Raw genomic sequence first — 24,453 nt, 5'->3', positions numbered from 1 at the left:
ATTATTTCGCTTCGCACGGAAAATCATTTAATGAAAACGAAAGCGTATCGCCCAAAAATTGTTCAAAGGGATAACGCTTAAAAGAGAGCAGCGCATTGCCGAACAGCAGTTCGTTGGATTCTGGAATAAACGCCGCGCATTTCCCGTGGGAAAAGAGCATCGGCTTGGATGCACGACCGCTGTTGAGTTTCAAATACACTTCGCTCGCATTTTTATACATCACGCTTTCCACGAAATTCAAAAAAATCGTTCCTGGGACATGGCGCAACTCGCGGCAGCGAATTCGGTTTTTATCCCGCTCGCAATAATATGCCGAATCGGGAGAAGAACGAAAAAATTCATCCGCAGAAAGCGAAACCCATGAGACTTTTCGGGAATTTATGGGCGAAATCGAAGCGGAATCCCCGTTTCCCGCCTCTCCGTAATAGTGGATTTCGCGGACAATGCGCTCTGCGTCGTAGGACTCGGCGGTTCCGTCTGCACCTTCATAGACAAAAGAACCGAATGTTTCAATGAACGTGGCGTTTCCCAAAGAATCGAACACCGTCGAAGATTCCCATTCTCCATGCCGATATGTATTCTTCGCGGAAAAATTCACGCTGTCCCGATAGACATATCGAATCGTGTCGTTTTTGGGCGACCAGGCTTTGGAATGCTTGGTAATTACACGTATCAAGCGGCCTTGGGCATCGTAGGAATAAGTTTCCGTCCAGTTCAAAAGGTCCGGATAAAAAATGCGCTCGTCAAAACGGAATTGCACCGTTTGCAAAACGCCGTCCTTAAAATGCCTTTCCAAAGAGCCGATTTTTTTCCCATCTGGGTTCAGAGCCACGATGCGCACCAGGGAATCCCTTTCGTCGTATTCATATAAATGCCGATATTGAACGCTCGGCGAAGAACCCGTAACTGCCACAATCTGATGCTTGCCGTTTTCTTCCCAAGAAAGGTGTCCGTCCGAAGAATTCCAGGAACCATCGATGGGACTCTGGCGATAAAACGGATTGGAATTTTCTTCGATAATCCGATTGTCGTTGGCGAGAAAATAGACAAAGTCCTTGTCTGCATCAAAAAGGTGGACGTAAATTTCTCGACGGTTCGCTTTGTGGACTACCTGCGCAAATGTATTGATGGTTCCCGAACTGTCAAAGCTGGAAAAATCGGCAACTTCCCCATTGGGAAGATAGTGGATTTTGACGGTTCCCGAAAAATGCGGTTCCAAAAGATTTCCGCTTTCGTCCTTTTGCATCATGTAGCTGCGTTGCAAAATAAATTTCACCGGGCCGTGTATTTCCTGATATTTCTTGGCTTCCCGATTTCCCAAAATGACTTCGTAAATCGTTTTTACATTTGGGGGCGTTCTTAAACTGAATTGCAGACGCTCGGCTCCCCGAGAATCCAATTCTGTGCTGCATCCGGCCCAAAAAATGACGCCAACTGAAAAGACGATAAGGGGAAAAGAAAAACGCATAGTGTAGAATATAAAAAAATCCCTCGACTCGTTACAAAGCGGGCAAAGTTTCCTAAAATTACAAAGAGCAGCAGGAACTGCCGTTGTCAAAATGCCGTGGCAAAGGAAAAGCGGCGAAGGAGTCTAGATGACAGAAATACAAAAGAAAGTGCAGGAACTCGGCTTTGCGCTCCCCAGTTGCCCAGCTCCGCTTGCCGCGTATGTCCCGGCGACCCGATTTGGCGAAACCATCGTCGTTTCCGGGCAGCTCCCTTCGGTAAATGGGGATTTGTCCGACTTTTGTGGACAGGTTCCCACGGGAATCAGCCCCGAAAAAGCGAAAAACGCTGCTGCGATTTGCTTTTTGAACAATCTGGCTGCGGCCATGACCCTTTTAGAACAAGGAGAAACCCTGCGTCTGGTTCAAATGCAGGGATTTGTACAATCCGAAAAAGATTTCCATGAACAGCCCGCCATTTTGAACGGAGCATCTGAACTGGCCGTCAAAATTCTCGGGGAATATGGTCGCCATGCGAGAACCGCTGTTGGCGTTGCCGCCCTTCCCAAAAATGCAAGTGTCGAAATCAGCTGCACCTTTCAAGTCGTTCCCGAAAAAGTCCGTTTCAACGGACGCTACAACTGGATAGAAAAGAAATAGCATGGATTCTTTGAAGCTCCCCCTTCCCGACGATTTTCACGTTCACCTGCGCCAAGGTGAATTGCTTGCGCATTACGCCAAAACCGTTGCACAGGATTTTGGTCGCATTCTCGTGATGCCGAATACCGTTCCGTCGATTTCCAGTGCGCAAAGCCTTTGCGAATACCGGAAACAAATCCATGACGCTGCGCCGGGTTTGGATCTTTTGATGACGTTCAAGTTGAATGCGCAACTTTCCTCAAACGATTTGCAACAATTAAAAGATGCCGGAGCCGTTGCCGGAAAATATTATCCTGCGGGCGTGACGACAAACAGCGAAGACGGCGTCTCGGAATTCGAATCGATTTTCCCTGTCGTTGCTGAAATGGAAAAGTTGGGGCTGGTACTGTGCATTCATGGCGAAGAACCCGGAGCGTTTTGCTTGGACAGGGAATCGCTTTTTATCCGACGGGTGGAATGCCTTGCTCGGAAATTTCCAAAGCTTAAAATCGTCTTTGAACATCTTTCGACAAAAGCGGCTGTTGACGCCGTTCTTCGCTTGCCGTCCAATGTAGCAGCGACGATTACGGTTCACCATTTGTTGCACACCCTCGACGACATTGTGGGTGCGTCTTTACATCCGCATCATTTTTGCAAACCTCTGCCGAAACGTCCCGAAGACAGGGAAGCTTTGCGGGCGGCGGCTTTCAGCGGCAATCCAAAATTCTTCTTCGGTTCGGATTCCGCTCCGCACGAAAAAGGAAAAAAGGAAGGTCCTTGCGGCGCGGCGGGCGTTTATTCGGCTCCGGTTGCGGTTCCTATCTTGATCGAAATTTTTGAAAGGAACGGCGCATTGGACAAACTTCCGGACTTTATCGCTGGATTTGGCGCTGATTTTTATGGCATTGAACGCACAAAAAAATGCTGCACCTATCTTCAAAAACCGTGGACGGTTCCTGAAAATATCGACGGTGCAGTTCCCCTGTTTGCTGGGAATGTGCTAAAATGGCAAAAATGCGCAGACTGAAATGGCTCCGATTGCAAAAAAACTTGCAATTAACAAAAGTTTACGCTATTGCGGATTTCCTTGCGAAGACCTAAATTTAAGGAAAACAACATTCTCGTCTAGAGGTATTTTATGAAAGGACTGATTTCTTTGGCAGCTGCGTCGCTCCTTGCGACAAGTGCCTTTGCGCTTCCTAAAGCAACAGAAGTTTATGCCAATATGGGCTTAGGCTACAACATCGGCAACACCATGGAAGTGCCGGGGAATCTCACACTCACAGCCTGGGGCAACGATTTTCCCACCGCCAAATACATCCAATCCATTAAGGCCGCCGGATTCAACACGGTCCGTATTCCTTGCGCCTGGGATTCCCACGCGACGAATGGCGTAATTAACGAAGGCTGGCTGGATTCCGTGAAAACCGTCGTGGACATGGTCATCGACAATGGCATGTATGCAATCCTGAACAGCCACTGGGACAACGGCTGGCTTGAAGACCACGTCTGGGACGGCAGCGGTTTTGATCGCAACGGAAATGCAGCCAATAACGACGCCAATGCCATTGCCGCCCAGCAAGAAAAATACTGGAAGCAAATCGCCAACAAGTTTAAGGATTACAACGAAAAGCTGATTTTCGCCAGTGCCAATGAGCCTGGTGTAAACGACCCTTGGAATCCTCCAGGAGTAAATGGTCAATGGGCTTTTGACGATGTACGAATGAAAGTCCTGAAATTGTATCATGAAGCGTGCCTTAAGGCTGTCCGTGCAACAGGCGGAAATAACTCTACCCGTACAGTCGTGGTTCAGATGCCTCATACCGAAATTGACTATTACCAGCTCCTTGCGGATAATTATCCCACCGATCCTGCTGGCACAGGCTACACTATGGCGGAAGCCCACTTTTACCCCTATCAGTATTCTTTGATGACCCAAGATGAAAGCTGGGGACCCTGTTTCTATTACTTTGACGGAATGGAATCTAGCACCGACACCAAGCATAATATGGGTTCTTCGGAAAGTACGCTTGGAACGAAGCTTCATATCGACAAACAATTTGATTTGTTGAAAAACGCTTTTGTGAATAACGGCATTCCTGTGGTAATTGGCGAAATGGGTGCCATCAAGCGTCTGGAAGAAATTTCTGGTGACAACCTGAAACTGCATCTGGAAGGACGCGCTGCATGGTATGGCTATGTCGCCGCAGCAGCAAAGGCCCATGGTATCGTTCCCTGCGTTTGGGACACCGGCGACGAAGGTAACGGCAACATGACCATTCTTCATCGCCAATCCAAATTCGCGGGCAACGTCGGCGACATTGTAGACTACGAAGTACTGAACGCCATGCGCATAGCCTATGGTTTGGACACCCTCGCAGGAAACTCCATCGATAAGTTTGTGGAAGCAAGCTTGGATACGAATGATAAGAAACTCGTCATCACTTATACAAGCCAGCAATCGGATTCCAACGAAGTTGGAACCATGCGCATTGATTTGAACGGAGTTAATTGGAGTGATTATGTGGCTATTTCTTTCCAAGCGAAAGTGAATGTCGCTTCGGCGGGGCCCTGCTCTGGTGCAAGTTGCAATGCATACGCTTGGACTTCTCTCAGCCTGTTCGCGATGAGCGGAGCCGACTGGAAGTGGGATGATTTTAATTTTCCTGAAAGTGATATCCTTTCGACATGGCAAACTTATACGGTTTCACTCGACGCCAACGGTCTGAACATCTCCGACAAAAGCAAAGTGAACGCAATAGGCCTTAACCTCTATGGGATGCAGGTTTCCGGCACCATTGAAATCGACAACATCGTACTGCACAAGGCGGACGGTTCCTCGGTTGTCCTGCAAGACTTCAACAAGAAATTGCCGTCTCTGGAAGGCATTGCTTCGGGCGAACTCGTTCCGCAAACTTCCGCTATCCAACGTCCGGCGGCCTCTGTTGTTCTTGATCGCAAAATGCACGTTCAAGTTCAATCGGGCATCTTGAGTGCTTCGTTCCATGCAAACCGCGCCTCTCAAGGAACTCTGAAGCTCGTCAATAGTATCGGTCAAGTTATCGCTTCGCAGAACTTTGTTTCTTCTGTGGGAGCGAACTCGATTTCGATCGAAACCAATTATCACGGAACTGGATTCTTGGTTCTGGATTTGAATAGCAATCGCACGACTTTGCCGATTCGCCTCAAGTAAAACATTTCCTCTTTGAAATAAAGCGAAGGTCCAGGGGGTCTTCGCTTTTTTATTTTATTGTCGAATTCACGCTAGCACAGCAAGCTGGCTCTGTTCAAGGAGAAAAAAATGAAAGTCGAAAAGATCACCGATTTAATCGGCAACACGCCGCTGGTCCGCATCAACAAGCTGAACGACAGCGAAGCTATCGTCTATGCCAAAGTGGAGTCCTTCAACCCGCTTTCCAGCGTCAAGGACCGCGTTGCCTTGAACATGGTCGAATCCGCCGAGAAGGAAGGGAAGCTCCGGAAAGGCTCCGTGATCATCGAGCCGACCAGCGGAAACACAGGCGTGGGCCTCGCCTACGTCGCCGCCGTCAAGGGCTACCGCGTCATCCTGACCATGCCCGAGACCATGAGCGTCGAACGCCGAAAGCTCCTTGCCGCGCTGGGCGCGGAACTTGTACTCACCGACGGCAAGGCGGGCATGAAGGGGGCCATCGAGAAGGCGAACGAAATCGCCGCCCAGACCCCGGGCTCGTTCATCCCGCAGCAATTTGAAAACCCCGCCAACCCGGAAGCGCACATCCAGACAACGGGCCCGGAAATTTGGAAGGACACCGAGGGCAAAGTCGATATTTTCGTCTCTGCCGCGGGCACGGGCGGAACCGTCACCGGCGTAGGCACTTTCCTCAAGAGCAAAAATCCGAACGTGCAGATTGTCGCCGTCGAGCCGGACACTTCTGCGGTGCTTTCCGGGAAGCCGGCCGGTCCGCACAAGATCCAGGGAATCGGAGCGGGATTCGTTCCCAAGATCTACAATCCCGAAGTCGTCGATGAAATCTACCTGACGAACGACGTGAAAGCCGGGAATATCGCCCGCCGTGCGGCCAAAGAAGAAGGGCTCTTGGTGGGCATCTCGTCCGGAGCCGCTTTGGAAGCCGCCCTCACGATAGCCAAGCGTTCCGAGAACAAGGGCAAGACGATTGTAGCACTTCTCCCGGACACCGGCGAACGCTACCTTTCCACTTGGCTTTTTGAATCGTAAATTTCAAATCGTCTTTTCAATCCGGCAATTTTTCCAGCTTAGCCGAAAATTGTAGGCTTCGCGGCGTTTTCAAGTTGTCAAATTGAACCACATACGCAGCCGCCGAGATATCGACGGCTGTTATCTTTCCTTCTCCAAAAATTTTATGCCGAACCCGGTCGCCGACAAAAAACAGATTTTGCAGTAGTTGTAAACTCTCTTCGCTCTGCTGAATTTTTCGCAGCGCATTTTTGCGCAAGTCGTCGGGAAGAGGTCGCACAAATTCCAGATTTTCTTCTCCGGATTCAAAAATAAAGCGAGAGGGAAATTTGCTCAAATTCGCGTCGCCGCCACCTTCATTTTCCGAAAGGAAGAGCCTCTCTTTGGCTCGAGTGAAAGCGACATAGGCGATTCGGCGTTCCTCTTCCATTTCTTCTGCCGTTTCGATTTGCGCACTGGGGAATAAGCCTTCGGAAAGTCCCGTTACAAAGACGAACGGATATTCTAAACCTTTTGCAGCATGGACGCTCAACAATTTAACCGCATTTCGGCGTTCTTCCTTGTCCAAATTTCCATATAATGCGACTCGAGAAAGAAAATCTTCCAGATTGGCGTCGGGATCGTGAGCGGCTTGCGCCACCGACTGTTTCAATTCTGCAATGTTGTCCAGACGATCTTGCTCCGCATCCATCCGAATAAATTCCGTATATCCCGAAAGATCCAGAATTTCGTCGAGGATGTCGTCCATCGGTTTGTTTTCCATTCCTTTTTGTGTGGCTGCAATCGCTTGAACAAAACGCTTGGCTCCCGTTCCCCGAAAAATTTCACTGTCCAAATTTTCGAGAAGAGCATTGTAAAGGGAAATGCGATTCGCTTCGGCGTATTCTTTCAAAAATTCGATTTTCTTTTTGCCGATTTTTCGACTCGGCGTTTGAATCGCGCGCAAAAAAGCGATGTCGTCCTGTGTCGTGAGCATTCTTAAATAAGCGATGACATCTTTAATTTCTTTGCGCTCGTAAAAGGAAATGCCCGAAAGAATACGGTACGGAATTTTTCGCTGAATCAAAATTTCTTCGATGCCGCGGGACATAAAATGCGATCGATACAAAACGGCAATGTCGCCAAGGCTTGCTCCTTGAGAGACCAGATTTCCCATTGTATCCGCAATCCAATTCGCTTCATCTTGAGGTTTTTTCGCATGAAAGTAGAGGGTTTTCGCTCCGTCGGAATGCAATGCGCGCAATTCCTTGGGAAAACGCACCGAATTATGTGCAATCAATGAGTTCGCCGTTTTTAAAATCTGCGGCGTACTGCGGTAATTGTCTTTCAAAACAATCGTTTTGGCATCTGGATATTTTTTGTCGAAATCCAAAAAGAGCTGCACGTGTGCATCGCGCCAAGAATAAATCGTCTGGTCGCTGTCGCCGACGATAAAAAGATTGCCGTGCTTTGCAGAAAGCGTCTGAGCAATGGCGTATTGCTTTTGGCTCACATCCTGAAATTCGTCCACCATCACATATTGCATCCGGCTTTGCCACGCTTCTCGAGCTTCTGGAAAAACGTTTAGAATGTAACCGGTAAAATTGATGAGGTCGTTAAAATCCAATCCGTAATTTTTCTTTTGTTCGTAAAGATAACGCAAAAAAATCTGGTTGTTCTTTTCGGGTTCTGCGGCGATTTTTTGTAACAGCTCCTCGCTGGAATTGCGTATGAATTCCGAAATGTAATCGTCTGTGATTTTCTTTCCTTCCAGCACTTGGTCGATTGTCCGTCGCATTGTCGTGTCGCGAAGGGTGATTTTCATATCGGCAAAAATCCGCTGCAACATTTGCCGCTGATCTTCCGTATCGATCACAATAAAATTTTTGGGATATCCCAGCCGGTAGATTTCTTCTTTCAAGAATCGGGTGCAAAATGCGTGAATCGTACTGATAAATCCCAAATCCAAATCGCCGAGCATCGCTCGCACCCGGCTTTTCATTTCATTGGCGGCTCGATTGGTAAATGTAACCGTCAAGATGTTTGCAGGCGAAATTCCCAATTCCGAAACCAGATACGCATATCGGGAAGTCAGTGTTTTTGTTTTTCCCGTTCCTGCTCCGGCCATCACGCGTATATGGCCTTCGGTCGTTTCTACCGCCGACAGCTGTTCCTTGTTGAGTTGTGAAAGAAAATCTTCCAAAATCCGATTTTAATTTCCGCGTTCCGCCATCGACAACAAGAACGCTTTGAGCGTTTCGATATGCTCATTTTTGGGAAGAGAATCCGAGATTTCCGACGCATCCATAATATGCTGCATCGCCATCTCTTTCGTTTTATCAAAAGTGCTGGATTTCTGCAAACGTCGGCAGATTTCTTCGGGAACGCCGGCTTCGGCGGTTCGCGTTAAAAGTTCTTGCATCGCCTGCTTGTTGTTTTCCGGTTCGTGTTGCAGATAAAGAATCAGCGGAAGAGTCGTCAGGCCGTTGGAAATGTCCGTGAATTTGGCTTTGTCCAAATTGCTAGCACCGACGCCATAGTCCAAAAGATCGTCGATAATCTGGAAGGCGATTCCGAAATGGGAACCGATTTTGCCAAATTTTTCCACGTCGTCTTTTGAAAATCCCGCAATGAATGCTCCTATTCGGGCACTGGCTTCTATTAACGCTGCGGTTTTCCCTTCGATAATCCGATTGTAGCGTTCCAGGGAAATATTCACGTCTCCCGTGGAATCCAACTCGCAAATTTCCCCGACAATCAGGCGATTTGCTGCCGAAGACAATTCCAAAGGAATTTCCCGTTCTTTTTCGTGAATTACCGCCCGCATCGCTTGAGACAAAATATAATCGCCCATCAGAACGGCGACCTTATTGCCCCATTCCACATGGGCCGTGCGTTCCCCGCGGCGGAGAGTCGTTTCGTCAATAATGTCGTCGTGGACAAGGCTCGCCAAATGCAGCAATTCAATGCCGGCGCAGGCTTGTGCAACCCGGTCCACTTCCGGCAACTCCTTTCCCGCCGTAGCAATCAGGGCCAGAACCGTGGAGCGAACTTTTTTTCCTTTCCGCTGAATGAGCTTCATCATGCGTTCTGAAACGCCATCTGGTGCCGAACGCGCGACAGCGACAATGGTTTCATCTGCCCGGTTCAGATATTCCTGAACTTGCGTTCGGGCGGTCTGAAGCACTTCTTGAAAGGAACTGTGTCCGGAAAAATTCATGGCAAAATCAAATGTCCAAATCGTTGATGACTTTGTAGGCGTTTTCTTCAATAAATTTGCGGCGAGGTTCCACGTCTTCGCCCATCAGCATACTGAAAACGTTGTCCGCCAAAACCGCATCGCGAATATGGCATTTTTTCATGATGCGGGATTCCGGATTCATCGTCGTTTCGGCGAGCTGTTCCGGATTCATTTCACCCAGACCTTTGTAACGCTGGATGTCGTAATTCTTTTTTTCGGCAGCGTCAACGCTTGCCAGTTCCGCTTCGTCGAAGATGTAGCGAATGAGCTTTTTTCCTTGCGACAAACGGAAAAGGGGAGGCTGGGCGACAAAGACGTAACCGCCATCGACAAGCGGACGCATATAGCGGAAGAAGAAGGTGAGAAGGAGCGTCTGGATGTGGGAACCATCGACATCGGCATCGGTCATGATGATGACTTTGTGATAGCGCAATTTTTCCAATTTGAATTCGTTGCCGATACCGCAGCCCAAAGCGTTCACCAAATCCTGAATCGAGTCCGCGTTCAGCACTCGGTCCAGTCCCGCTTTTTCGACGTTCAAAATTTTTCCACGCAAAGGCAGAATCGCCTGAAATTCCCGGCGACGCCCTTGCTTTGCAGAACCGCCTGCAGAATCACCTTCCACAATAAAGAGTTCGCATTTTGCGGGGTCGCGCTCGCTGCAATCCGCGAGCTTTCCCGGAAGTCCGCCGCTTTCCAAAACATTTTTGCGCCGGGCCAAATTCCGAGCCTTGTGCGCCGCTTCGCGAGCAACCGCGGCGTTGTAAACCTTATCGACAATCGCTCGGACAATCGCCGGATTTTCCGCAAAGAACTCGTCGATTTTCGCTCCGAAAGCCGTGTTCACCAAACCGGCAACTTCCGAATTTCCCAAACGGCGTTTGGTCTGTCCTTCAAACTGCGGCTGTGGAATTTTAATCGAAATGACCGCCGTTAGGCCTTCGCGAATATCGTCTGCGGCAATCTGCGTATCCTTTTTGCCTTTGGGCAGAATTTCTTGCACATACTTGCCGATGATGCGGGTCATCGCCGTTTTAAATCCCGTGACGTGCGTTCCGCCATCATGCGTATTCACGTTGTTCACGAAGCTGAAAAAGTTTTCTTGGTAGCCGTCGTTATACCAGAGGGCGACTTCTAGCGGATAAGTGCCCGCTGTCGTAGAAATGTGAATCGGTTCATCGAAAAGCGGCTTGCGATGTTCATCCACATATTTGACGAAAGCCGAAACGCCGCCCGGAAAATAGAAGGAATCGCTTTTTCCGTCTGGAGTGCGGGTGTCCGACAAGGAAATGCGGAGTCCGCTCATCAAGAAAGCCAGCTCGCGGAAGCGTTCTGCAAGAATGCTGTAATCGTAAACGGTTTCCGTGAAAATGCTGTCGTCCGGATAAAATTCCACAGTCGTTCCCGTTGAACCGTCCGAAGGCCCGATATCCTTTTGCTCGGCAAGAGGCTTTCCTTTAGAAAATTCCTGCTGAATCATGCGGCCATTTCGCCGAACGGTCACAATCAGTTTTGTAGAGAGCGCATTTACGCAGCTCACGCCTACGCCGTGCAAACCGGCAGAAACCTTGTAGGAATTGCTGTCGAATTTTCCACCCGCGTGCAATTTCGTCATGACGACCTGAATCGTTCCCACATGCTCCTTGGGGTGGATGTCCGTCGGAATGCCGCGCCCGTTATCGACGACGCGAATGCCGTTTCCCGGCAAAATGGAGATTTCGATATGGGAGCAAAAACCGGCCAGCGCTTCATCGACAGAGTTATCTACAACTTCCCAAACAAGATGGTGAAGGCCCACGGAATCGGTTGAACCGATATACATCGCCGGACGAACCCGGACAGCTTCCAGTCCTTCAAGAACGGTAATGCTGGAGCCACTATATTCTTCTGCCATGAAAACCTCTGTACTTCAAAATTAAACGAATCGGATATTCTTGACGTATTTCACGCCCAAGAGCCCGTTACAACGCTCAATAATAGCTTTTTTCTGGTAGGCGGACTCGCTTTTCCACACGGAATTCGAGGCTTTTAGCACCAAAACGGAATCCTGTAAATCTACGATTTTCAAGTGCTCCGACATCGGCTTTCCAAAAAGGGTTTCGATGTTGGAAACCAGCTTGAAAAGGTATTGCTTTTCTCCCAGTGCGCCTGCGGAAAGAACTTTGGCAAGGATGACTCCCGCATGGGTTAGACTCTTCAATTTATGTTCTTTGGGATCCGTTCTGCGTTTTTTGGGACAATCTTCGGCAAACATCATACGAGCAACAACTTGGAGAGAACGAAGCCGCCAACTAGAATGCTGGTCATGCCGGCAACTACCGTCGCCTTGGTGCTTTTTCCGACGCCTTCTGCTCCACTGTGCGTATTGTATCCAAAAAAGCAGGCGTAACTGGCAATGAAAAATCCGTAAAGTGCTGCCTTGATGAGTCCCACGGCGAAATCCCAGTCTTCGTAAAACATTCGAACGCCGTAAAAGAAGGTGGAAAAAGACACTTCCTTGTACAGGAACGCTGTCGCATAACCGCCGACGATGCCGATGAAAATGCTGATGATCGTCAAGATGGGAAGCATGACGACAGTGGCAATCAGCCGCGGTGCCAGCAGAAAACGGTAGGGATTCAAACCGAGAACGTTATAGGCGTCCAGCTGTTCTGTTACCGCCATTGTGCCGAGTTCCGAACACATCGAAGCTCCCACGCGACCCGCCAGAACCATCGCCGTCAAAATCGGGCACAGCTCGACCATCACGGATTTTCCGACGGCCATTCCCACGAATACCAGCGGAATCATGTCTCCGAATTGGTAGGCGAGCTGCCACGCCATAATCGCTCCCGTCGCTAGGCTCGCCGCAAAAACCACAGGGATGCTTGTAATCCCTGTAATGTACATCTGTTCGACAATGGTATGGAAATTGCGAAAAGAACTGGGAATGCTTTTTCCCAGCTCCCACATGAATACAAAGTAACCCCGGACCGTTTCAAAACATTTTCGAACATAATGTCCAAGGCTCTCTGCCGCTATGTCCATTACAGCAAACATTGCGCTATTTCTTTTTGCCCTTCGCTGGAGATTTTGTCGGAGCGCTAATCGTCTTTTTGTATAAATCCATATCCGACAGATATTTAATCGCTTCCTTGACTTGGGCGTCTTTTTTCAGTACAAACGCCGTGCTGGCGGAATCTCCCACAATGGCCGTCAGAAGTTCCCGCTTAATGCCGTCCATAATATATTCGCGGTTCTCTTCAAACTGTTTGTTTCGATCGTTTTCCAACGCCTTGCGAAGAGAGTTAACTTGTGCGCTAAGAAGTGTGTCGGAAAGGGTTTTGGAAGAATCGCCCATAAAGTTCTGTTCGCGAATCAAATCCTTTTCCAGAATTTCAAGAGTCGCAATGGAATTGCTTTTGATTTTGGTGAAATTGGTATCCTTTAGGCAGAATTCTTTGAACTGCGTAAACAGGGAATCGGGAACCTGCCAGTCGCCGTCGATTTTTACGCCTTGCTTTTCCAAACCGGGGCGGATTTTGACGGCGAATTTGAAATACATCGTCATCCGTTCTTGCACTTGAACAACCCAAGGAATCGGGTCCAGTTCCACGTCCACGTCGGGCGTAATCCCGCCGCCGCCATACATTTTGCGCCCGGCATTGGTAAAGAATGTGTCTTGTGCGACAGTATCGCTTGCCGCTTTTACGGAGTCCGCCGGTTCATCCAGTCCTTCTTCTTCGGCCAGAGCTTCCTCTTCGCGGATTTTCAATCCTTTAATGCCGTTTTCCGGCTTGTTGATGCAGCGGCCAAATGGCAAATAATAGAAGGCTGTCGTCAGCTTCAATGCGTAACCCTGATTGTCCAGCGGGAAAATCGTCTGCACGGAGCCTTTGCCAAAAGACGTCCTGCCTATGATCAGACCGCGGTCCCAATCCTGGATAGCGCCGGATACAATTTCTGCGGCACTTGCCGAACCTTGGTTTACCAGAACGACTAGCGGCACATCCGGAGACACGATTCCATTTTTATGGGCGCGACTTTCTGTCTGTTGTGTCCGGCCACGCGTGCTGACAATCAAATCCCCTTTTTTCAAAAAGAGTTCGCCGATTTCCACCGCCTGATTTAAAAGTCCGCCCGGATTGTAGCGCAAATCCAAAACGAGTTTTTTCATTCCTTGCTTCTGCAAACGCTGAATGGCATCGACGACTTCTTCCCGGGTTTTCAAGGAGAACGAAGCCAATTTGATGTAGCCGATATCCTTGGTCAGCATTCCGCTGTAAGGAACGGCGTGGACGACGATCTTCGCGCGGGTAATGGTAAAATCCATCAAATCCGTCACGCCAGCTCGTGCAATGCTTATCGTCACATCGGTTCCGACTTTTCCGCGGAGTTCGCCAACCGCTTCGTCCAAAGTCCATCCCTTCGTGTCTTTGCCGCCGATCTTCATAATGCGGTCGCCAGCTCGAATGCCCAATTTGAAAGCGGGCGTTCCCGCCAACGGAGAAATCACCGTGAGGATGTTGTCGCGAAGGCTAATCGTAATGCCGACGCCGCCGAATTCCCCTTCCGTCGAAACCTTCAAATCCTCGTAATCCTTAGGGGCGAAAACCGCCGTATGCGGATCCAAAATGTTTCGCATTCCTTGAATCGCCGATTCGGAAAGTTCCGCCGGATCCACACTTTCTACATATTTCAAATTGATTTCCGAAAGAACTTTGTTCAGCCGGGAAAGTTCCTCGTAAAAATCGCCAGGGGCTTTCTTTTCGGATTTGGAAGTTGCGGACGAAGCGACGCTCGCCGCAAAAGTAATCAGGAAAATCGTTTTAAAAACGATGCACGAAAATGACGTTTTGAATTTCATGCGATAAACATATAAAATTTAAGGATTATTGAAAAAAGAAATCGGGAAAAGAACCCGCCGATAGAAAGCATATACAAATCGGAAAGTCCTGGGAATGAAAGAACTCTAAAAAATGGCGGCAAGGTGTGCGGCGGAACTTTTCTGAAATAAGTTAGTTGGAAGTTAGGAGTTGGAACTAATAACTAATAACTAATAACTAATAACTAATCGACCGACGCCCGGATGGGTTCGGACAAATTTCTGGAAATTTGGCTGAACGGACGCCGAAGGCGATAACGCTAGGGAGCGGCCCGCCGCAGGCGGGAAACGCCCGGAAATAGCGAGATGGCTTGCGAAAAGGAAACGATTCTTTTCTATAATAGCTGCATGATTTGCCGAATGTTCCTTTCTCTTTTCTTTGCGGTTTCGTTGGCGCTGGCGGCTCTTTCGGAAAATGTCGAGTCCAATTTTGTGGAAAGCTGCGTGGCTGGTGGCTCGTCCGAAAAATTTTGCGAATGCGTTTTTTCCAAGGTGGAACGCAAGTATTCCCAAGCGCAGATTGACGCGATTGAACTCAAGATGCGTCGCGGCAAAGAGGATTTGGGATTTTCTAAATTTGTAAAACAGGCGTCGGCGGAATGCGATGCGGCGATGAAGTCGGGGGCGTCGCTCGGTTCGCTGGCTGTTAGCGAGGATGCTCAGGTTCCAGAAATCGCTTTGTCTCCGGAAGAGGCGGCGGCTCTAGAAGCTTTGGGCGTCGATGCGGATTTGGTGCAGGGTTTTGCTGCGCTCCTTTTGGAATCGCCGGAATACAAGAATGTGGTTGTCGCGGAATGTGCCGTGGAACTGTTGCCCTATTTGGGGCGGAAACAGTCCGAAAAAATCTGTGATTGCGGCTATCAGAAATTGATTGCGGGCGATAATTGGCGCAAATTGTTGGAAATTCTTCGCCGGGAGGATGCGCAAAAAGATTCCCTGCTGATGGAGATGTTCCTTTCTTGTATGCCGGAAAAATTTACGCCGGAGCTGAAAAAATATCTGATGGATTCTTGCTTGCTGGCGGCCTCGAAGAAGGATTGTTCTTGCCTTGTCCGAGAATTGGATCAAAAGTTCACTTTGGCGGAATGGCTTCGTTTAGCGTTGTCCGATTCGACTTTTCTTCAGCAATATATAGATAAGGCGGCATCCCTTTGCCAAGAATGAATTTATTTTTCTAAAAGCCATTAAAAAAGGAGTTTTTTGTGCTTGAACGAGAATGGAAAATTTTAGCGAGTGTGGCATGTGCCGCATCCTTTGCATTTGCGGCAACGGTGACGGTGAATCCCGAACAAACGGCTCAGAAAATTGTGGGCTTTGGCGGCGGAGTTGTGTATTACCAGAGCTGGATCACGCACCTTTCGGAAGCAAACCAACAGGCTCTTTACGATACGGCATTTACGGGATTGAACCTTTCCCTTTTGCGCATCGGAAACTGGAAACAGGAAGATACGACAGGCATCGCTGACGACGTGAAAATCGTTCAGGCGGCAAAGCAGCGTTTGGGTTCTCATCTGAAAATCGAAATGTCCAGCTGGTCGGCTCCGGCGAGTTTGAAGCCGAGCGGGAGTGTAATGGGTAATGTGGGGGACTCTACTTTGGGGACTCTTAAGTCGTCTTCTTCAGATCCTTATGGGAATTACGTCTATAGCGAGTTTGCGAGCTGGTGGAAACGCTCCTTTTTGGCGTATAAGTCGGCGGGAATCGCTCCGGATTACATCAGCATCCAGAACGAACCCGATATGTTTGCCAAGTATGAAGAAACGCTTTTTCGCCCGACAGAAACCTCTACGATGGCGGGCTATGCGCAGGCTCTGGCCGCTGTTCGCGATACGATGAACACGGTTTCGGGGGCCCCTAAAATTCTTGGACCGGAGCCGCTCGGCATCGGTTACAGCAATTTTCAGAACTACATGAAGGAACTGGACGATTCTAAATTGGACGGTTACGCTTACCATCTGTACCATGCGGGAAACGGCAACGACAACTCTCTTGCGAATTACAAAAATCCCGAAAATTTCCGCAGCCCGATGAAGGCGATTGCCCAGAATTACGGCTCGGATGCGAAACCGATTATCATGACGGAATTCTGCTCTATGGCGGAAAACGGTGTGGAAAGTTACATGGTCGGGCTCGCGCACATTATGCAGGTGGGATTTACGGATGGAAAACTCGGCGGCTATATCGCATGGGAATTGCTGTGGGGCGAAGGCAAAGGTCAGCTGATAGGCGTTTGCACTGCGGGCTGGGGAAGTTGCGAAAAAGACGAAATCGTCATCTCTCCGGAATATCATGCGATGCGCCATTACTCCAAATTTGTGAATCCGGGTTGGAGTGTCGTTTCGACGGAATCGGCGGCAAGCGATTTGAAAACCGTCGCTTTTAAGAGTGAAAACGCCGACTCGGTGACGCTGGTGCTTGTCAATACAGGAAATACCGAAATTCGCATAGATGCGCCGACTGTTTCGGGAATGAATGTCGCTCTTGCGGTGCAATCCAAGGAAAATGGAGCGAAAAGCAAAAATATCACGATAGCGGGCTGTTATGCGTTGCCGGCTCGTTCCATTACTTCTCTCGTTTACACCCAGACGGCGAGCGCGCCAAGTGTGCAGACTTGTGTCGATGAAACGAGCGACCCGAGTTATGTGGAGCCGTCTTCGTCGGACACGCTGATGATTGTGGATTACAGCAAAACTTCGACGGCGGAAGGCTGGTCCGCCGACTCGTCGCTTTCAACTCCGGTTTATGGAACATCGACGGTCGATGGCGTTTCAAGTTATGTTTTTGTGAAACAGGCGGGGTGTGATCAGGGTGATTGCGGATACAAGCACGCCTATTTTGCGTTTTCTGCGGAACAGGTGGATAATTTTGCCAAGTGTTCGGATTTGGTGGTTGTCATGCACAGCGCAGACGATACGACGGCCTATGTCAATATCGGTGGCGTGGGCGCGGAATGGGTGGATTACAAATACGGAGTTCAGGCGGGCAGTGCCTCTTGGGTTTCCACGTCGATTTCTTTGGAAAAGGAAGCCGGTAATGCTTCGACCCGTTTGAAATTCAACAGCAATGCTTCGGGATTTTACATTTCTAAAATTTTTGCGACGGGTTGCAGTGACGCTTCCATTCCGCAGCGTGTGCAGGTTGCTTCACAAAAGTTTGGCGGCGTTTCAAAAATTTATGACATGCAGGGGCGTCTGGTTTGGAAAGGCGAACTTTCTTCGTCGGACATATCGGGTCATGTTCTGCATTTGCAAAATTTAAAAGCGGGCGTTTACACGATTCGTTCCGGAAGCAGGACCATGACCGCTGTCAAAAAGTAAAATGCCTTTTACCGTTGAGGAAATCGGCTATTTCACGAGCAAGGCGTCGTTCAAATACGAAGTTCCTCGGCAAGGCGTTTTTTTTCGCGGGCATCCTGGGAAAATAGAGCTTTTGCCTCACCGGGGCTTCGAAGAAGCTCTTCGGGATATCGAGGGCTTTGAACGGATTTGGGTTCTGTTCCTTTTTCATCGGAATGCGGGCTGGCGTCCGACAGTGCGCCCGCCTGTTCCTCCAATAGATCATGAACGTGTCGGCGTCTTTGCTTCCAGAAGCCCGTATCGCCCGAATCCCATCGGCATTTCTTGCGTTCGACTTTTGTCCGTGGAAAATCTGACGTTGAATGTGGATGAAGCGGACTTGTTGAATGGCACTCCCGTTTTGGATATAAAACCGTATATTCCCAAGGCGGATGCTTTCCCCGAAGCCAAACCGGGTTGGGTCGATTTGCAAAATTCGCCCGAGTGGACGGTTTTGTCTTCGCCGGAATTTAAAGCGCAGAGCGATTGGATTACCGCAGCCTGCGGTTGGGATTTGCAAAGTTTTGCGGAATGCCAGCTGTGCCACTCTCCGTTGGATGCTTCGCGTCGTCGGATTCGGGTGGATTCTATTCGGTCTCGAGCGGAATTGGCGTTTCGGACTTTCCGGATTGCTTTTTCCTTTGACGAATCCCGTCGACAAATTGAATTGTTACAAATTTACAGCGGCTACTCGGCGGAGGATTTAAAAGCCGGAGAGGATATTTATGGCGACAAGCCTATTCACCGGGATTTTTTAGCGCATTTTGCACAAATGCCGAAAGCGTAAAATTGAGAAGAAGTCAGAATGGTTCCTTTTTCCAGATGCTTTTGAATGTCTTCGGGAACGACAAATACATCGTGGATGGCGTTGCATTCCTGGCATTTAAAGTGGATGTGCGGAAAAGTGTCCGCATCATAGTGGATGCTGCCGTCGCCAAAGTCCAAAGCGGAAACCAGATGGCATTTTTGAAAAGTCTGCAACGTATTGTAAACCGTCGTGCGGGAAAGAGTTGGAATTTCGGGATGCAGAGCTTCGTAAATCGTATCGACTGTCGGATGATTTTTTTGCGAATGCAAATAATCTAAAATGCGCATCCGTTGAATGGACGGGCGTATGTTCTTGCTTTTCAAAGATTCCGACAGATTCATAGAAAATAAAAAGGGAGCAGTGGCCTGCCCCCTTCCTCTTGTAAAGATGACTACTTGTTGAAGTAACGATTCAGAAGGCCTTGGAATGCACCGCCGTGACGGGCTTCGTCCTTGCACATTTCGTGAACCGTGTCGTGGATGGCATCGTAACCGAGTTCCTTGGCGCGCTTGGCAATTTTGAGTTTGCCTTCGGTAGCGCCGGCTTCTGCGGCGACGCGGACTTCCAGGTTTTTCTTGGTATCCGCTTCGACCACTTCGCCGAGGAGTTCTGCAAACTTGGCAGCATGTTCCGCTTCTTCAAAAGCAATGCGCTTGTAGGCTTCGGCGACTTCAGGATATCCTTCACGGTCGGCTTGGCGGCTCATCGCCAGATACATGCCGACTTCCGTACATTCTCCGGTGAAATTTTCTCGAAGCCCTTGGACGATTTCTTCGTCAAGACCTTTGGCCACGCCGATTTTGTGTTCGTCAGCCCAAACGATTTTTCCGCCTTCTTTCTGTTCTTCTTTCAGTTTGAACTTGGATTTTGGCGCTTTGCACTGCGGGCAAACTTCAGGAGGTTCTTCTCCAAAAGAAACGTAACCGCAAACAGTACAGACCCAAACTTTCATAGGTGTCTCCTTGTTGTGGGCTTTATGGCAAGCCCGTTGTTTGTAACTATTCTAAATTTATAATAATTGCAAATAAAAAGTCAAGTGTTTTTTTTCGATTTTTTTGTCTTTTTGGAAAAAAGGTGATTTTTCTGGCTTTAATGGGAATTTTGCGCACTTTTTCTCCCGCATTTTCCTTTCAAAACCTGGATTTTGTTAAACTTTGTCAAAACATCTTTTGTGGAACGTTTTATCATTTTGAGGTTTATATGTCCGAAAAAACGCATCAGGTTCGAGTTCGTTTTGCTCCAAGCCCGACAGGCTTTCTTCACGTCGGCGGAGCCCGTACGGCAATATACAATTACTTTTTTGCCAAAGCGACGGGTGGCACTTTTTATTTGCGCATCGAAGATACCGACAGAAAGCGTTACAATGAAGCGGCGCTCAAGGATTTGTTGCGGGATTTGAAATGGCTCGGTTTGAACTGGGACGAAGGTCCGGGTTGTGAAGGGGCGTGTGGTCCCTATTTCCAGAGCGAACGTTTGGAAATTTATCATCGGGAAATTCAGAAACTGCTGGATTCCGGGATGGCCTATTATTGTTTTTGTTCGGAAGAACGTTTAAACGAAATTCGTGCGGCGCAAAAGAAGGCCGGAGCTCCGGAAACGGGCTATGATAGGCACTGCCGAAATATCCCAAGGGAAGAAGCGGAAGCGAGAATCGCCGCTGGGGAAAAGGCGGTCATCCGTTTTAAAATTCCGGAATCGGGTTCTACCGAATTTGAAGATTTAATCCGCGGGCGCATTGAGTATAAAAACGAAGTGCTCGACGATCTGGTTCTTATCAAGCGGGACGGTTTTCCGACTTATCATTTTGCGAGCGTCGTGGATGACCATCTGATGGGGACGACTCATGTTTTGCGCGGCGATGAATGGATTAGTTCAACGCCCAAACATGTTCTGCTTTACAAGGCTTTTGGCTGGGAACCTCCGGTTTGGTGCCATCTGCCCGTGATTTTGGATTCCAAAAATGGCGGGAAGCTTTCCAAACGCAACGGGGCTGTTTCGGTCGGCGAATTCCGCGAACTGGGCTATTTGCCGGAAACGATGGTGAACTATTTGGCGCTTCTCGGCTGGAATCCGGGGGACGATCGGGAAGTGATGACCTTGGACGAGATGATTCAAGCGTTCAAACTCGAAAACATCCACCCGACGGCGGTTAAATTTGACGAAAAGAAATTGCAGTGGATGAATATGCAGCACATTCACACGACGCCGAATGAAGTCCTTTTGAAAGAAATGGTTGCGGGCCTGGAGGCAAAGGGAATTTCGGTTGCGGGCGAATCTGCTGAACGCCTCAATGCGATTGTGGAGATGTTGAAGCCCCGAGCGCATTTCTTAAAGGATCTGGCCGATATGGCGGTGTACTTCTTTAAGGCTCCGACGGAATATGACGAAAAGGGACGGCGGAAACATTGGGCGGCAGGCAGTCGTGAAATCGCTCGCTCTGTCCGCGAAATGCTCATGTCCGTAGAACCGTTTACAACTCCCGAAATCGAAAAGGGTTTTGTGAAGCTTACCGAAAAGCGCGGTTGCAAATTGGGAGAACTTGTCGGTGCTGTCCGTTTGGCTGTTTCTGGAGTTACTGCGGGTCCCGGTTTGTGGGAACTTTTTGAAGTCGTCGGCAAGGATGAAACGATTCGCCGCATTGCCAACGCGGAACCTTTGATGCAGGAATGATTTTCGAGGCGGAATGCTCCGATACTGGATTCATCAGTTGTGGGAAATGCCGCTTTTCTGTGCGAAGTGCGGGGCGATTACCGCTCATGCGATTTTAGCCAGAGAAGCGTTTTCCAAGCGCTTTGGAATTTCCAAGGATGTTCCGTTTGTTTGTCGGTGCAATGCCTGTGGAACTTTTTTCGTGGCGTTTGCGGGTGAAATGTATTTGGGCGGCAATGAATCCAAAGACGAATATGCCAAGCTCCTTTCCCAGAATCGTCTGCTTCCCGGAGATTGGGTGTATATCGACGGAAGGCCTCGTCCGAATCAGATTTCCGGACTGTTCGTCACCAAGCAAGAAGAAACGGTGATGCTAAAATCGGTCGGCGTACAGGAAAAATTTTCTAGGCCGCTGCTGTCTCGATATAACGAACAAGCACCACAGGGATTTAAACTTTTGCCGGCGCAAATCGGTTCGGTTTTGCTCGGCGATCCGGTCTATCACGTTTTGCGAAAAGCGACGGGATTTGTTGTCGGACGGATTTTGGACAAGTCGTCTGAAAAAGTTGTCGTGCGTTTGGAAGGTGGAAAAGTACTTTTTATCACTCTTCCCGAAAAAAAACAGGCTCTTCCGGATGATGTTTTGTTGAAACGATTGACTGCAGAGATGTCTCGAAATTTTCCCGGCCTGTCTTCGGAATTTCGGTTGAACGTGGTGCGTAACATTGCCTACGTTTACGGATCGGTCGCCGATTTGCCAACAAAGGAAAACGCTCTTGCATTTGTAAAGTCCTTTTCAGATTTTCGCGGCGTAGTCGATATGCTTTCGGTGAAATATGCAGGAACTCCGATTTCCGATGCCGATATTTGCCGCGACGCGTTTCGCATCTTGGAAAAAGAAAAATCGCCGCTGTTTTACTACGATCTCCATGCGGAAAATGGTGAATTGACGCTAAATGCTTACTACTTTGCCGGTTCGGATTTGGATGGGGTCACAAAGGAATTGCAGAACATTGCTGGCATTCGCCGGTTAAAATTGGAACTGGAAAAAGTGGAAGAATCGCCGGCTGCGCTTTGGCGCAAAGCGAACGCTTTAGAAAAATTGTTGAAAACGCAATTCATCAAATTCTGCCTGCGGGTCATTCCGCTTTCGGAAGGGCTTCTGGTAGAAGGCCGTGTAAAAAATCACCTGCAAAAAAAAACGCTGGAATTTTTTGCAAACAGGATTACAAACAAAATCAAAATCGTTACCCGTTTGCGGGTGAGCGACTGAGGAGAAATCATGCCTAAATCGACTTATGAAAAATTGAACCAGGTGAAACTGCGATTGAGCTTGCCGAATAAGCCCGCTTCGATTGCAGAACTTGCGGATTATATGGGATGCGACGCGAGAACGATTTATCGTTATCTGGAAACTCTCAAGGCGGAAAATTGCGGGCTTCGGCAAGACAAGTCTTCAAAAAAGTTTTCCATTCAGCCTGTGGCGAGTCGGCGTCCCGAAGCGATTATTCGTGGACTCAAATCGGTGCAGAAAGTGCTGAATGAAATTGGAATCTCCGCTCACAGCAAAAGTGTCAAAAAGGCCATTGATTTTCTTTGCGGGGATGATTCCGCTGAAAATGCGCTGAATCAAGTCATCAATGTGGACTCGGATTTTATTGTCGATTTGGGACCTTTTTCGGAATACAGCGAACATTTGGAATTTAGGGAAACGGAAATTGAAAAATTTTTGGCGGCAATCAAGGAGCGGGCGAAAATTTTGCTGACATATGTGCCGGTAAGGGAAAACGGTAAAGAGGAACAATACGAAGTGTGTCCGTTGAAATTGGTGTTGCGCATCGACACTCTTTATCTGGTCGCCGATCTCCATTCAGAAATCCGTTTGTTTGCTTTGAGCCGAATCCGGAATTTCCGCAGAACGGGAGCTTTCTTCCCCGAAATTCCGTTCGACTATAAAAAATTGTACAGTCATTGCTTTGGCAAATTCACCGGTTCGTCTTACCCTAAAATCAAAGTGCTTATGGAAGTGAAAGCCTTTTGGTTGCAAACGCAATTCCGCGAGGCGCACTTCAATCCGGCGGTTAAAATCCGTAAGCAGCAGCCGTTCACCGTAGAAATGCACATTTGCGACACGCCGGATTTTGAAGGCTGGCTGTTGAGCATCTTGCCGCAGGTGAAAATTTTGGAACCGTCCAGCTTAAAAGAAAATCTTCGGAAACAATTAAAGGAATCGAGCAAGGCTTTATGATCTCTGATCGTTTATCCGATTACGCTTTTGATTTTCCCAAGGAATTGATTGCCAGTCGTTCGCCGGGAAAAGGAAAAACGCAAATTTTGCATTGTCCCAAAGATGGAAAAGGTCCGTTGGAAATTGTTCCCGCGCCTCGGATTGTCGAATTTTTCCGTCCGGGCGATTGCATTGTGGTCAATAATACAAAAGTGATTCCTGCGCGTCTTTTCGGACGGACTCTGCATGGTGGGCAAGTTGAAATTCTGCTGGTGCAAACCCTTTTTCCCGATGAAGCGGGAAATGCTCGATGGGAAGCCTGGGTGCGTCCAGGCAAAGCGTTTCCGGTGGGACGGGAACTGGAAATCGCGGGCATTAAAACGCATGTAGAACAAATTAATCCTGATGGTGCTCGTGTTCTTCGCTTTGAAGCGACCCCTGTGGAACTCGAAAAGGTGATGAATGAGCAGGGGCACGTTCCTTTGCCGCCATACATCGCTCGCCCCGACGACGAAGAAGATAAAAAAGCGTATCAGACGATTTTTGCAAAATACAACGGCGCGGTTGCGGCACCGACGGCGAGTCTGCATTTTAACAGCCAGATGCTGGAAGACTTGAAAGCGAAAGGCGTCAAAATCGCCGAAGTAACCCTTCATGTGGGACCTGGCACGTTCCAGAATATCGCAACTGAAAATTTCCGCGAGCATAAAATGCACGGCGAACATTACGAACTCACGCAGGAAAACGCGGACATCATCAACGGCGCACGTCAAAACGGAGGCCGAATTGTTCCCATCGGAACGACCAGCACTCGGGTTATCGAAACCATTGCGCAAGAAGACGGCACGCTTTCGGCGCAGACGGGCGTGACCCATGCTTTTTTCTATCCCGGCTATCGTTACAAAATCGCTGACGGTCTCCTCACCAATTTTCATTGGCCCAAAAGTTCTTTAATCCTTTTAGTCGCCGCGTTCTATGGACGCGAGAACACGCTTGCTGCATACAAATATGCTGTGGAACATCGGCTGCATTTGTTCAGCTATGGCGACGGAATGTTAATCCTCTAAT

At 48.8% G+C, this 24,453-nt stretch carries 20 protein-coding genes; 11 read left to right on the top strand and 9 right to left on the bottom strand.

Going from position 1 to position 24,453, the window contains the following annotated elements; all coding sequences use genetic code 11:
* Nucleotide 1 precedes the first annotated feature (1 nt).
* Nucleotides 2–1,468 (bottom strand): hypothetical protein, encoded by a 1,467-nt coding sequence (locus tag B5D40_RS01545; RefSeq protein ID WP_078775491.1) that lies wholly within the window; start codon nt 1,466–1,468, stop codon nt 2–4.
* Nucleotides 1,469–1,595: 127 nt separating this feature from the next.
* On the opposite strand from B5D40_RS01545, the gene B5D40_RS01540 reads away from it, so the two are divergent.
* From B5D40_RS01540 to cysK, 4 genes are all read left to right on the top strand, one after another.
* Nucleotides 1,596–2,105: a RidA family protein gene (locus tag B5D40_RS01540; RefSeq protein WP_078775489.1), complete on the top strand. Its 510-nt coding sequence runs from the start codon at nt 1,596–1,598 to the stop codon at nt 2,103–2,105.
* Between the two features lies 1 nt (nt 2,106).
* Nucleotides 2,107–3,111 carry a dihydroorotase gene (gene pyrC / locus B5D40_RS01535; protein WP_078775488.1) on the top strand — a complete coding sequence of 335 codons (1,005 nt, stop codon included), beginning with the start codon at nt 2,107–2,109 and terminating at the stop codon, nt 3,109–3,111.
* Nucleotides 3,112–3,222: 111 nt separating this feature from the next.
* The gene (locus tag B5D40_RS01530) at nt 3,223–5,277 is read left to right on the top strand and encodes a glycoside hydrolase family 5 protein (RefSeq protein WP_078775487.1); all 2,055 of its coding nucleotides are present in this window, start codon (nt 3,223–3,225) and stop codon (nt 5,275–5,277) included.
* A gap of 108 nt (nt 5,278–5,385) precedes the next feature.
* Complete coding sequence (gene cysK, locus B5D40_RS01525; RefSeq protein ID WP_078775485.1) at nt 5,386–6,303, top strand: cysteine synthase A; 918 nt, start codon at nt 5,386–5,388, stop codon at nt 6,301–6,303.
* 16 nt (nt 6,304–6,319) lie between these two features.
* Here cysK and B5D40_RS01520 read toward each other — a convergent pair whose 3' ends face one another.
* From B5D40_RS01520 to B5D40_RS01495, 6 genes are all read right to left on the bottom strand, one after another.
* Nucleotides 6,320–8,464, bottom strand: a complete 2,145-nt coding sequence (locus B5D40_RS01520; protein ID WP_078775484.1) for an ATP-dependent helicase — start codon at nt 8,462–8,464, stop codon at nt 6,320–6,322.
* A gap of 9 nt (nt 8,465–8,473) precedes the next feature.
* Nucleotides 8,474–9,481, bottom strand: a complete 1,008-nt coding sequence (locus tag B5D40_RS01515; RefSeq protein ID WP_078775482.1) for a polyprenyl synthetase family protein — start codon at nt 9,479–9,481, stop codon at nt 8,474–8,476.
* A 7-nt stretch (nt 9,482–9,488) separates the two neighbouring features.
* A complete protein-coding gene (gene gyrB / locus B5D40_RS01510; protein WP_073301549.1) occupies nt 9,489–11,396 on the bottom strand; it encodes a DNA topoisomerase (ATP-hydrolyzing) subunit B in 1,908 nt (635 codons plus the stop codon).
* A 21-nt stretch (nt 11,397–11,417) separates the two neighbouring features.
* The gene (locus B5D40_RS01505; RefSeq protein ID WP_078775480.1) at nt 11,418–11,759 is read right to left on the bottom strand and encodes a DciA family protein; all 342 of its coding nucleotides are present in this window, start codon (nt 11,757–11,759) and stop codon (nt 11,418–11,420) included.
* Entirely contained in the window at nt 11,756–12,454 is a 699-nt protein-coding gene (locus B5D40_RS01500; protein WP_233134302.1) for an MlaE family ABC transporter permease, read from the bottom strand. The genes B5D40_RS01505 and B5D40_RS01500 overlap by 4 nt, the downstream gene beginning before the upstream one ends.
* A 91-nt stretch (nt 12,455–12,545) precedes the next feature.
* A complete protein-coding gene (locus tag B5D40_RS01495; RefSeq protein ID WP_078775478.1) occupies nt 12,546–14,348 on the bottom strand; it encodes a S41 family peptidase in 1,803 nt (600 codons plus the stop codon).
* 324 nt (nt 14,349–14,672) lie between these two features.
* Here B5D40_RS01495 and B5D40_RS01490 point away from each other — a divergent pair, with 324 nt between their 5' ends.
* Genes B5D40_RS01490 through tsaA form a run of 3 tightly spaced genes read left to right on the top strand, consistent with a single transcriptional unit; the run spans nt 14,673 to nt 18,488 of the window.
* Nucleotides 14,673–15,530, top strand: coding sequence for a hypothetical protein (locus tag B5D40_RS01490; RefSeq protein WP_095879500.1), 858 nt, complete (start codon nt 14,673–14,675; stop codon nt 15,528–15,530).
* 38 nt (nt 15,531–15,568) lie between these two features.
* Nucleotides 15,569–17,683: a glycosyl hydrolase gene (locus tag B5D40_RS01485; RefSeq protein WP_078775475.1), complete on the top strand. Its 2,115-nt coding sequence runs from the start codon at nt 15,569–15,571 to the stop codon at nt 17,681–17,683.
* A 1-nt stretch (nt 17,684) separates the two neighbouring features.
* Entirely contained in the window at nt 17,685–18,488 is an 804-nt protein-coding gene (gene tsaA / locus B5D40_RS01480; RefSeq protein ID WP_078775474.1) for a tRNA (N6-threonylcarbamoyladenosine(37)-N6)-methyltransferase TrmO, read from the top strand.
* Here tsaA and B5D40_RS01475 read toward each other — a convergent pair.
* Nucleotides 18,443–18,850 (bottom strand): Fur family transcriptional regulator, encoded by a 408-nt coding sequence (locus tag B5D40_RS01475; RefSeq protein ID WP_073301563.1) that lies wholly within the window; start codon nt 18,848–18,850, stop codon nt 18,443–18,445. The two genes, tsaA and B5D40_RS01475, sit on opposite strands and share 46 nt — an antisense overlap.
* A gap of 50 nt (nt 18,851–18,900) precedes the next feature.
* Nucleotides 18,901–19,461 carry an NADH peroxidase gene (locus tag B5D40_RS01470; protein WP_073301565.1) on the bottom strand — a complete coding sequence of 187 codons (561 nt, stop codon included), beginning with the start codon at nt 19,459–19,461 and terminating at the stop codon, nt 18,901–18,903.
* 248 nt (nt 19,462–19,709) lie between these two features.
* Here B5D40_RS01470 and gltX point away from each other — a divergent pair, with 248 nt between their 5' ends.
* From gltX to queA, 4 genes are read left to right on the top strand one after another with little or no spacing between them, the layout of a single operon-like run.
* Nucleotides 19,710–21,179: a glutamate--tRNA ligase gene (gltX, locus tag B5D40_RS01465; protein WP_073301908.1), complete on the top strand. Its 1,470-nt coding sequence runs from the start codon at nt 19,710–19,712 to the stop codon at nt 21,177–21,179.
* A 13-nt stretch (nt 21,180–21,192) separates the two neighbouring features.
* Nucleotides 21,193–22,431, top strand: a complete 1,239-nt coding sequence (locus B5D40_RS01460) for a hypothetical protein (protein WP_078775473.1) — start codon at nt 21,193–21,195, stop codon at nt 22,429–22,431.
* 9 nt (nt 22,432–22,440) lie between these two features.
* Nucleotides 22,441–23,406 carry a helix-turn-helix transcriptional regulator gene (locus B5D40_RS01455; RefSeq protein ID WP_073301568.1) on the top strand — a complete coding sequence of 322 codons (966 nt, stop codon included), beginning with the start codon at nt 22,441–22,443 and terminating at the stop codon, nt 23,404–23,406.
* Nucleotides 23,403–24,452 (top strand): tRNA preQ1(34) S-adenosylmethionine ribosyltransferase-isomerase QueA, encoded by a 1,050-nt coding sequence (queA, locus tag B5D40_RS01450; protein ID WP_078775471.1) that lies wholly within the window; start codon nt 23,403–23,405, stop codon nt 24,450–24,452. The genes B5D40_RS01455 and queA overlap by 4 nt, the downstream gene beginning before the upstream one ends.
* Nucleotide 24,453 lies beyond the last annotated feature (1 nt).

It is taken from the genome of Fibrobacter intestinalis (genome assembly GCF_900167415.1).
GTDB lineage: Bacteria > Fibrobacterota > Fibrobacteria > Fibrobacterales > Fibrobacteraceae > Hallerella > Hallerella intestinalis.
Note: the sequence above shows the minus strand (reverse complement) of the source record. Positions and strands in the feature narration are given on the sequence as shown.